Annotated in this window: 1 protein-coding gene; it reads right to left on the bottom strand. The window is 66.7% G+C overall.

The window, feature by feature from the left end; all coding sequences use genetic code 11:
• The coding region (locus JWG43_RS18230; RefSeq protein ID WP_275888514.1) for an isocitrate lyase/phosphoenolpyruvate mutase family protein at positions 1-453 on the bottom strand (453 nt) is incomplete at both ends.

The following is a 453-nucleotide window of genomic DNA, read 5'->3' as shown; positions in this document are numbered from 1 at the left end:
GTGTTCGTCCCGGCGGGCATCCACCGCCGCCTTGATCCTGTCCACCATCTCGGCGATGGAGACCACCGCCTTGTTCGGCCTGTGGCCACAGCGTTTCTGGGCCACCTGATCCTCCATGTGGACGGCGGCCACCCCACCGCGCTCGAAGGCGCGGACGGTACGGGCGATGTTGAAGGCGCCGCCCCAGCCGGTGTCGATGTCCACCAGCAGGGGGATCTCGGTGGCGGCGGTGATGCGCTCGGCATCGATGAGCACGTCGTTCATGGAGGTCATGCCCAGATCCGGCAGGCCATAAGAGGCGTTGGCCACCCCGGCGCCGGAGAGGTAGAGGGCCTTGAAGCCGCTGCGTTCGGCCATCAGCGCCATATAGGCGTTGATGGTGCCAACGATCTGCAGGGGTTTCTCATTGGCCAGCGCGGTGCGAAAACGCGCCCCGGCCGAGGGGGACAAGTT

The sequence above is a fragment of the Desulfobulbus alkaliphilus genome (assembly GCF_016918545.1).
Classification (GTDB): Bacteria; Desulfobacterota; Desulfobulbia; order Desulfobulbales; family Desulfobulbaceae; genus Desulfobulbus; species Desulfobulbus alkaliphilus.
The sequence above is the reverse complement of the archived record's forward strand: the minus strand, read 5'-3'. Positions and strand labels throughout refer to the sequence as shown.